A 9,051-nucleotide genomic window follows, 5' to 3' on the forward strand; every position below is an offset into this window, starting at 1 on the left:
GATGGACGCGAAGACAAACCCCGCCACATCCGCCGTGGACACTCGCGCCCTGCTGCACACCCTGCACGAGGCCGCGCAAAGCTCAGCCCACGTTGCCGAACTCTCCCGCCTTGTCGTCACCTACCAGTACGAGAGCAATGCTGCCGTGGCCTTCGCACTCACATCCGCAATCGAGGTGCTGTCACAGCGCGCCGGCTGGCTTGCTGACCTGGCCAGCGTCAGGCTTGGCAACAAGTACGGTGCCCGTGGTGCCGATGCCAACGTGTGGTTCATGCCTTCGGGCATCGACGCTGCCAAGGCGGAGGGTTGAGCCATGGCAACGCAAACCACCACCACGACAGAAGCTGACCAAATCCAGAAGCTGCGGAACACCGTCAATTTGGTGGACTGCCTTGCACAAGGCGGGTTCTCCCAAATCAGCGCCATCGCCAGACTCGCCCTGGCCCAGCTCGAACATCCAGACGGCTACCGCCACCCGGAATTGATCGCCGAAGCCCTCAACGCCATTTGGTACAAGGCTGAGGAGGTCGAGAACTGCATCAACAGCCAGGCCGAGATGGTCGGCTGCAACTACGTGGACGAAGCCCAGCGGCGCCGCTGGGCCGCTGCACAGCAAGCCCAAGGAGCTGCAGCATGAACGCCCGCACACATGAACCCACGACGAAAGAACACCGCCTGGACCTGCACGCCGAGTACGTGGCGCAAAGCTCGGCCGGCTACGACGCAAGCCTGACGCTGCACCCTCGTGAGGTGCAGGCACTCGCGACACGCCTGCGGGCAATCAGCGCGATTGCAGCCGTTCTCCAGGCCGGCGACAGCCTTGATGTCTGCGTCTTGGGCGACTACATGCGCGGCGGCCTGATTGAAGCCATCGACGTGATGTCCGGCGATGCGCAGGGAGTTCTGAGCGTCGCCCACGACCGTGCCACGAAGAATGCAGCCAAGGGGATCACAGCATGACCACCACCACCACCGACAACGCCACACCGCGCGAGCCGTTCACCGAGCGGAACCTGATCCACAAGCTCTGGACCCACGCCAAGGACCGCTTGGACGACGACACCCTGACATGGATCAGAGACAACGCCGTGTCCACGGTCAGCATGCAGGCGATCAACTTGGCCACCACGGTGGAGGGGATCGGCTGCCTTGTGGCTGAAGACGAGAGCATCGGCAGTTTCCAAGAACCCGGCCCGCTGTCCGATCTACTGTTCGGGCTGTCCCATCAGATCGAACATCTGGCGGCGCTGTCGGGCTTGGCCACCGAAGTCGCGCATCTGCAGGGTTATCGCGCTGCAGGCTGGGCCAAAGCCCCGGAACCCAAGCCCCAGAAGTCGGCCAGCAACTGAGCCAAGCCACACCCACCACACCCGGCCGCGCGCCGGGTTTTTCATCCTGGGTCACGCTTCGTGCACGGACCGCCACGAGTCGTTGACGCGCCAGTGACGCGTCGGCCTGCTCGGCGGCGCGGTTGGCGGCCAGTTCGGACTCGTCGGGGCCGGTGTCTTCTGGCTGCGGGGGTTCTTCAGCAGGTGCTGGAGGCGTTGCGGCAACAGGCTTCGGCGGCTTGTTTTCAACTTGCGCCACGGCCTTGGGCAAACTGATTTCGCCGTGCGCCACCTGCTTAGCCAGGGCGGGCGATGCCTTCGCCACCTTGTCGGCCATGCGCTGAGTGCGCTCTGATGCGCCGGATTGCGCTGCGCGGTCTGCAACGGTGTCACCGGCAACGTTGCCGGTGATCTTGTTTTGCCCTTGCACGTTGGCGCGGTTCCAATCTTGTGCACTGGAAACAATCGCGGCTTGCTGGCCTGCTGACAGGTGACGGCGGTGCGGTCGTTGGTCACGACCGCACCTCGTTCTTGTTGTGCTGGTTGATGGCTGCGACAGGGGGGGGGTGGCAGTGACTGCCACCCCCCCCCTTCTGTGCTGAACCGTCTGCCGGGAACCAGCCATGCTCGCTCAATCGGACACTGAATGTCCTATTGGAGGCGCCGGGTCAAAACCTACACCGCGTAGGCATTGCCGTTGCGTGTGGCGGTGCGTGTGGTGGGCGCATCTGCGGAATTTCCGCAGATAGTCTGCATCTTGCGGAAACCGCAAGATGGGTGCGCTGGTGGCGGGCGCATCTGTAAGCGGATTACAGATGGTCTTGGCTCTCTTTCCGCTGGAAATCCACCGTCATGCCGCAGGAAATCCGCAGCACCCTCGCAGGAAATCCACCGGAAACCTTGGCAACCTGGTGGCTACTTTTGGCAACCAGCCGGTGGCGTCACCCCTGCCGGCCGCCCTGGGCTGGTGGCATCAATGCCCAACTGAAGGCCCCAAAGGCAAACAATAGGCCGGCGAGCTGCTTCGCCAAGGCCAACGCCTCGCGCGGCGTCAGATCGGCAATCACGTCATCCCCGATTTCCACCTTGAGACGCCCATGCGGCAAGCTCGTGGTGCTGACAGAGCGGTCAATGTCCTGGTCGATGGGCTCATAGTACCCATTGGCCACACAGCGAATGAGGCCCTCGGTCCTGAGGTCTTTCAGCGCAACGTCCACCGCGCCATACGTCAGGCCCGTGATTTCAAGTAGCCGCTGGCGGCTGGCGGGTTGGCTGTGTTCTGCCAGGTCCAGGATGGACTGCAGGACGATCTGGCGGGATGTGCGGGGCTTGGGGTCGGTCATGCGCTTGGCCTCCTTGGCTGGGCGGGATTGTGCCGCAGGGGTGTCGCTCGCGCACAGTCTTGGCCTGCTCGTAGGTCTTTCCGATGCGTGTAGCGGTGCGAGCGACCGGCTCCGCATCTGCGGAAATTCCGCAGATAGAAGTACGGGCGGCTGCAACAGTCTTGTTGCTCACGGTGAAGTCTTGCACCGCAAGGGTTCAGCAGGCGTTGAACAACCGTTGAACGGACGTTGAACAGCCGTTGAAAGCGACCTGCAATGTCCCGCTGCAGGACATTTGTAACCGGCTGTCGTCTGGCTTCGCAGATTCGGTGCAGTGACATCAATTAGGGATGGACGGCGCGCAACGTCGTCAGCAGAATGTGAAAAATGAAAACAAGACTCGCCGTCGTCGCCCTTCTTTGGTGCTGCTCTTTCATCGCAACGAGCGCAAATGCGCAGCTCAACAAATGCATCTCGCCAGCAGGAAAGGTCGAATATCGCCAGGGCATGTGCGAGGGCGCTGCAAAGCAGGGACGAATGACAGGTGGCACCGTCAGTACAGTAGACGCAATGCCGGAGCACGAGATTCAGCGCTTGCTTGCTCCGGAACGCATCTACAGTTCGGGAGGCGTTGGTGGGTATCAAGCCAGCCAACAAGGGCGGAGGGTTCCGAGTGAAATCGACATCCGGAACATGGAAACTTCGGCAAACAGCCTTGGCTTGTCTGAGCGCGAAAGACTGATGCGGCGCGCCGAAATCGCAGCGGCACGAAATCTACGGGCCGGTGGAAGTGGCCAGTTGGACACCAGCGCATTGCAGGCGCATGATGCACGCAGGGCCGAACGGCGCCGTCAGGCTGCCGCTGCCGCTGCGGCATCTGCTGCGGAAAATCATCATCCCACCATCACCCGAATGAAGTCGTGCAATGGCGGGAGTTGCTTCGACTCACAGGGAACGCGCTACAGGGAAGCAGGCGGCAACAGAATGGTGCGGCAAGACGGTACAAGTTGTCGTCAGTCTGGCGGCCGTTTGATCTGCAACTGAAATCTCACATGCGGCTGCATTGACTGCGTGACCACCGACCCCAAGCCCCGACTGTTCGACTACAACCGCGAGCCCCTGGGGCTGCTGCCCGAGTCGATGAAAACCACCATCGAGGTGAACGACCAGCGAGCCATTGCCACCCTACACGCGCTGAGGCGGCGGGCAAAGGATCAGGCCGCCTTGCTGCGAATGTCCACCACCTCGCCCGATGACGCAGGCCTTGAGCAGTAGGCGGCCCAGTCGTTCATGAGCAGCTTGCGGCGCTCCAGCAGTGTGCCCCGCTGATAGGCGGCCTCGGCCTTGTCCTCAAGCTGGTGGGACATGGCGTGCTCGATCACCTCGCGCGGATGTGACGTGGCCTCGCCAGCCCAGTCACGGAAAGACGACCGAAACCCGTGGACAGTCAGATCAGAGCGACCCATGCGCTTGAGCAAAGCCAGGCAGGCCATATTGCTCAGCGGCTGCTCCTGGCCCTTCTTCCGGCGCTCGCTTGGGAACACCAGCGCGCCGGCCGGTGACTCGGCCCGCGCCTTGCGCAATGCGGCAATCGTTGGCTCGCTCAGGGGAATGATGTGCTCTTTGCTGGCCTTCATCCGCTCGGCCGGAATCGTCCACAGCGCCAGGTCCAGATCGAACTCCGACCAACTCGACTCGATCAGCTCGCTGGTGCGGCAGTTCGTCAGGATGATGATTTCAAGCGCCAGCGCGCCCAGGCCGGGCATCTTGCGCAAGTCCTGCATGAACTGGCCGACCTCGCGCCACGGCAACGCCGGATGGTGCTTGACCTTCTTTGTCTTCTGGGGAGCACTGAGCAACTTGTCCAAGTGCCCGCGCCAGACTGCCGGGTTCTCACCGGCGCGGAAACCTTGCACCTTGGCCCAGTCCAGAACCTTCTCGATGCGGCCGCGCACACGGCTGGCCGTTTCAGTCTTCGTGGTCCAGATCGGCTCCAGAACCCGCACAACCAAGGCGGTGTCGATGGCATCGACGGGCAGCTCGCCAATCACCGGGCTGGCGTAGGTGGTCAGCGTGTTGGTCCACTGCTCTGCGTGCTTCTCATTTTTCCAGCCGGCGCGCTGACTGGCGATGTAGCGCGCGGCGGCCGCGTCAAAGGTCAACTTGTTGGCCAGGGCTCGGCGCCGCTCTTGCTCCCGCGCCTGCTTTGCAGCCAGAGGGTCCACACCGTCGGCCAACAGCTTGCGCTGCTCCACCGCCCGCTCTCGCGCGTCTGCCAGGCCATACGTGGACAGCGACCCGAGGCCCATCTCGCGCTCCTTGCCCGCAAAGCGATACCGGAAAATCCACGACTTCACCCCGCTGGGCTTCACGCACAGGTAAAGACCACCGCCGTCTGGGTGGTAGCCTGGCTTTGCCTGCTTTGCAACCTGCAAGGCTGTCAGTCGCTCGATACTCTTTGCCATCCTGGTCCCCCGCGCAGTCCCCCGCACAATGCTGCGATTCTATGAGATGACGGGAGATGATGCGAGCGAATGAAGGTGGCCCACACTATTGATTTACAAGGGGAAATGGAATGACATGAATTTTTGTGAGATGACGAGTTAGAGGGACACCCTCTCCGCCAGTATGACAAGGCCCCCGCAGCGCGGGGGCCTTTTCTTTTGGCAAAGCCCCAGTTCATGCGGGCTCCAGCCCGATGAGGGCTTCTCTGCGGGCTCTCTCTGCCCAATTCCGCGCTGATTTTCCTGGCCCTTTCTCTGTGGGCCCTCAGAGGCGGTGACATTGTGGGTTTTCGCCGCTTGAAGGCTCTATGCAAAACGGGGTGCTGAACACCCCGTTTTTGCTTGAGTTGCTGCCCGCTCAGGTCATGCCGAGCAAGTGTCTCTGCTCATCCCAATCCATCGGCAACGGCACCATCCGGCTGAGCTTGGTGGCGGTCAGCTCCATGGGGTAATCGCCCTGCTCCAAGGCCTGCACGATGTCGGGTGCCAGCAGGGCCAATTGCAGGATGCGGCCCACGTACTTGACCGAGATCTGGTCGGCCTGAGAGATTTGGGCCAGGGAGAGGCCACGCAGGGTGAGTTTCTCGTACCAGTCGCGCGCCTTGGCCAGCATGGTCAACATCGTTGGATCGGGTTCCTTGGCACCTTTGTGCTGGCGGGCATCGATCTGGCCAGGCCCGGGCTCTCCGATGATCAGCCTGACCGCCAGACCCGTCCGCTTGCGTTCGGCCGGCACTTCGAGCACGGGTTGCTCCCATGAACTGCTGTCTGCTCCCTTGTCCAGCTTGACCAATCCGCAGCCGATCAGGTCGATTGCGATACGGATGGTGCTGGGCCCAACCTCGACCGCTTCCACACAGTTGCCAATGTGGTCCCGGGCGCTGAGTTTCAGGTTTTGGGCGAGCTGTTTGCCCGCTTCAATCGCATCGCTGGCTTTCTTGGCGTCATTCCAGCCAATGGCGTCGACGACCTGCTTCTTGTCACCCGCCCACCTTGTGACCGCTGCGATCACCAGTTCCTCCAGATCATTGGCCGGCAGACGGATCGGTTCACCTGGCTCATCGGCTGCTGTGATGTAGTACCGATAGCGTTTGTGCCCCTTTCTGGCGTGTGAAGGAATCAGTCGCCTGCCGAGTTCATCTTGCAGTTTCCCGGCCAGCAGACTGGGGTTGGCTGCGTGGGCTTTGGTCTTGGTGCCTTGTTTGTTCTGCTCCAGGCGCTGCTGGACCTGGTTCCAGAGTTCCTCGCTGACGATGGCCGGGTGTTGCCCTGGGTGGGCATCGTCCTTGTGGGGGACTCTTCCCACGTAGATCGGGTTGCTCAGGATTCGGTACAGGTGGCCGCGGCTGAAGGGTTTGTTGCCACCGCCCCCTGCCCGCTTGGTTGTGCGTTCGGGGGTGAGCCACTGGCGCTTCTGGAGCTCTTCGCTGAGCTTGCTCACGCAGTTCTTCTCCAGGTACAACTCGTAGATGGCCCGGACGCGGTCTGCATGGATTTCTTCCCGGACCAGGGTACGACCATGGGGGACATAGCCAACGGGGGCCACGCCGCCCATCCACAGGCCCTTGCGCTTGGATGCGGCGATCTTGTCGCGGATGCGCTCGCCCGTCACTTCACGCTCGAACTGAGCGAAGGACAGAAGGACGTTCAAGGTCAACCGGCCCATCGAGGTGGTGGTGTTGAACTGCTGGGTGACCGAGACGAATGACACGCCCTTGGCATCGAAGAGTTCGACCAGCTTGGCGAAGTCCGCCAGAGAACGGGTCAGGCGATCCACCTTGTAGACCACGATGACCTTGATCTTGCCGGCCTCGATGTCGGCAATGAGGCGTTTCAAGGCGGGGCGCTCGGTGTTGCCGCCGGAGAAGCCACCGTCGTCGTAGGTAGTGGGGTTCAAGCTCCAGCCCAGGCTCTTCTGGCTCAGCACGAAGGCTTCGCAGGCTTCGCGCTGGGCGTGCAGGGAGTTGAAATCCTGCTCCAGGCCTTCTTCGGAGGACTTGCGGGTGTAGATGGCGCAGGCCATGGCCGGCACCTGACTGGCACGAACGGCAGAGAAATTGAACGACTTGGTTGCCATCAGCGTTTGATCCCGAAGAACAAGGGACCTGACCAGGGAGTACCGGTGATGGCACGGGCGACAGCACTCAGGCTCTTGTAGGTCTGGCCGGCGTAGTCAAAGCCGGCATCCAGCACACGGACCTCGTGGGTAGTGCCCTGCCACTCGCGAAGCAGGCGGGTTCCAGGGCGAAGAGCGACCGGGGGCCGGGAAGACGCCTGGCCGCCAGAAGTCGAGACGCTCAAGGGATCAAGACCTGCCTGTTGCATCTGGACATTCCAGGCCAGGACACGGCGCATGAGGGCGGTGTGGATTTGGGGTGGGGGTTCGTGCTCGAACAGCAATTCCCAGCGTTTGGCCAGCGAATCGCGGTCGGCGGTGGTGATTTCGGCCAAGGTGTTCATTGAGCGCCCTCCTCCACGATGCGGTAGATGCGCAGGCCCTCCGAAACTTCGGCCTGAACGTTGAGACCCAGGCGTTTGCGCAGGGAACCACTGAGCATGCCGCGCACGGTGTGGGCTTGCCAGCCGGTCAGCGCCATCATCTGAGCCAACGTTGCGCCCGGGGTAGAACGCAGCAAGGCAATTAGCTGGGATTGCTTACTTGCAGGATGCGTGGTCGGAGCAGCAGAAACAGCCACTGAGCGGGGCAATGATTTGCCAGCTGCAGGCTTCTTTGCAGGAGATTTTTTGGCGGCGGCAGCGGGCTTGGCTGCAGACTTCACCGCAGGCTTGGCTTGCGCCGTGGACTTGGATGTTTTGGTAGTGAGTGGTGTGCGTTTCATCTTGTGCTCCCGTGCCAAAAGCGGCACGGGTCGCAGTAACGCTCTACATCACCAGCGCTTCAAGTCATTTCGGCAGTCTCCGTGGTGAATGGTCATGATTACCAGCCTGCGCTTGCTGGAACAGCGAAATTGATCGATGCAGTGGCGCAGTCGGTGTGGTGGATGGTGGAGGACCGCTATGCAGCGCTTGCGGTCATTCAGGGTCTGCCTACTATCTTGCTCTGCTGCGATGCAAGCGGCCATTGGAGTACGGCTACACGCGTTGTGCCGAATGACCGCTCAATTGGTCGTACAAACAGGTGGGGCATCTCGTCGTGAGTTTTCAGAGGGCCTGGAGTGCCAGCCGCTTCAGCGCCTTCAGATCGAGAAGCAAAATGCTTCGGTAGCTGACCTGAAGCACACCAAGCCCCTCCCATTGCTTCAGGACTTTGTTGACGCTCTGCCTGGATACACCCAGCATGTGTCCAAGGCCCTCCTGCGAAACATCGAGCACGACGCGTACCCCCGGCCGGGCGTTTGGGTTTTCCAGGGTATGTGCGTCCAACAACTTGCGGGCCAACCTCACGGGCAAGGGGTCCAGCACAGAGCCGTCCATGCGGTCCAAGGTTGACTTGTAGCGCAGGCCCATCATGCGCAGGAACTGCAGCAGAAAATCCGGACGCTCGTCCACCAAGCGATGCAGTGTTTTGGCAGGTAACACCAACAGATCGCTTTGCACCACCGCGAACGCGTCGTGTGCACGCGCCTGTCCTGAAAATACAGACGCCTCGCCGAACCAATGCCCAGGAGTCACCAACCCCAACACCGCTTCCCGCCCGCTGGCGCTGGTCACGCAAAGGCGCACCAGGCCGCGTTCGATACAGAACATCGCATCCGGCGCCGAACCGCGCGCAAATAGCAGCTCCTTCTTGGCCAGCCTTTGTCGCCGCGCGTGCTGCCGCAGCAAGGCGTCTAGCTCGGGGTCCAACGCACCCACCGAGCCGGCCGTTAAATGGTCACGGGGGGTGTTGGCGCTTTGCTTCACGGTTGAGCGTAGGCCGACCAAGGTGCGTGTTGC

11 protein-coding genes are annotated in these 9,051 nt (G+C 61.8%); 5 read left to right on the forward strand and 6 right to left on the reverse strand.

The window, feature by feature from the left end:
- Position 1: 1 nt before the first annotated feature.
- The 4 genes from ACFQPB_RS18625 to ACFQPB_RS18640 are packed head-to-tail and all read left to right on the forward strand — an operon-like array spanning position 2 to position 1,349.
- The gene (locus tag ACFQPB_RS18625) at positions 2 to 310 is read left to right on the forward strand and encodes a hypothetical protein (protein ID WP_382226465.1); all 309 of its coding nucleotides are present in this window, start codon (positions 2 to 4) and stop codon (positions 308 to 310) included.
- 3 nt (positions 311 to 313) lie between these two features.
- The gene (locus tag ACFQPB_RS18630) at positions 314 to 637 is read left to right on the forward strand and encodes a hypothetical protein (RefSeq protein ID WP_382226467.1); all 324 of its coding nucleotides are present in this window, start codon (positions 314 to 316) and stop codon (positions 635 to 637) included.
- The gene (locus ACFQPB_RS18635) at positions 634 to 960 is read left to right on the forward strand and encodes a hypothetical protein (protein ID WP_382226470.1); all 327 of its coding nucleotides are present in this window, start codon (positions 634 to 636) and stop codon (positions 958 to 960) included. The genes ACFQPB_RS18630 and ACFQPB_RS18635 overlap by 4 nt, the downstream gene beginning before the upstream one ends.
- Positions 957 to 1,349, forward strand: coding sequence for a hypothetical protein (locus ACFQPB_RS18640; RefSeq protein WP_382226473.1), 393 nt, complete (start codon positions 957 to 959; stop codon positions 1,347 to 1,349). The genes ACFQPB_RS18635 and ACFQPB_RS18640 overlap by 4 nt, the downstream gene beginning before the upstream one ends.
- Before the next feature lie 920 nt (positions 1,350 to 2,269).
- Here the strand turns inward: ACFQPB_RS18640 and ACFQPB_RS18645 are convergent.
- Entirely contained in the window at positions 2,270 to 2,671 is a 402-nt protein-coding gene (locus tag ACFQPB_RS18645; protein WP_382226476.1) for a hypothetical protein, read from the reverse strand.
- A gap of 366 nt (positions 2,672 to 3,037) precedes the next feature.
- Between ACFQPB_RS18645 and ACFQPB_RS18650 the strand changes: the two genes are divergently transcribed.
- The gene (locus ACFQPB_RS18650) at positions 3,038 to 3,694 is read left to right on the forward strand and encodes a hypothetical protein (RefSeq protein ID WP_382226479.1); all 657 of its coding nucleotides are present in this window, start codon (positions 3,038 to 3,040) and stop codon (positions 3,692 to 3,694) included.
- Positions 3,695 to 3,864: 170 nt separating this feature from the next.
- Here the strand turns inward: ACFQPB_RS18650 and ACFQPB_RS18655 are convergent, their stop codons facing one another.
- From ACFQPB_RS18655 to ACFQPB_RS18675, 5 genes are all read right to left on the reverse strand, one after another.
- Positions 3,865 to 5,115, reverse strand: a complete 1,251-nt coding sequence (locus ACFQPB_RS18655) for a tyrosine-type recombinase/integrase (RefSeq protein ID WP_382226482.1) — start codon at positions 5,113 to 5,115, stop codon at positions 3,865 to 3,867.
- 397 nt (positions 5,116 to 5,512) lie between these two features.
- A complete protein-coding gene (locus tag ACFQPB_RS18660) occupies positions 5,513 to 7,231 on the reverse strand; it encodes a recombinase family protein (protein WP_382226485.1) in 1,719 nt (572 codons plus the stop codon).
- A complete protein-coding gene (locus tag ACFQPB_RS18665) occupies positions 7,231 to 7,614 on the reverse strand; it encodes a DUF2924 domain-containing protein (RefSeq protein WP_382226488.1) in 384 nt (127 codons plus the stop codon). Before ACFQPB_RS18665 ends, ACFQPB_RS18660 begins: the two co-directional genes overlap by 1 nt.
- A complete protein-coding gene (locus ACFQPB_RS18670; protein ID WP_382226491.1) occupies positions 7,611 to 7,994 on the reverse strand; it encodes a DUF3489 domain-containing protein in 384 nt (127 codons plus the stop codon). Before ACFQPB_RS18670 ends, ACFQPB_RS18665 begins: the two co-directional genes overlap by 4 nt.
- A gap of 322 nt (positions 7,995 to 8,316) precedes the next feature.
- Positions 8,317 to 9,018: a Crp/Fnr family transcriptional regulator gene (locus tag ACFQPB_RS18675; RefSeq protein WP_305335184.1), complete on the reverse strand. Its 702-nt coding sequence runs from the start codon at positions 9,016 to 9,018 to the stop codon at positions 8,317 to 8,319.
- Positions 9,019 to 9,051: the final 33 nt, after the last annotated feature.

The organism is Hydrogenophaga atypica, assembly GCF_042665215.1.
Lineage (GTDB): Bacteria > Pseudomonadota > Gammaproteobacteria > Burkholderiales > Burkholderiaceae_C > Hydrogenophaga > Hydrogenophaga defluvii_A.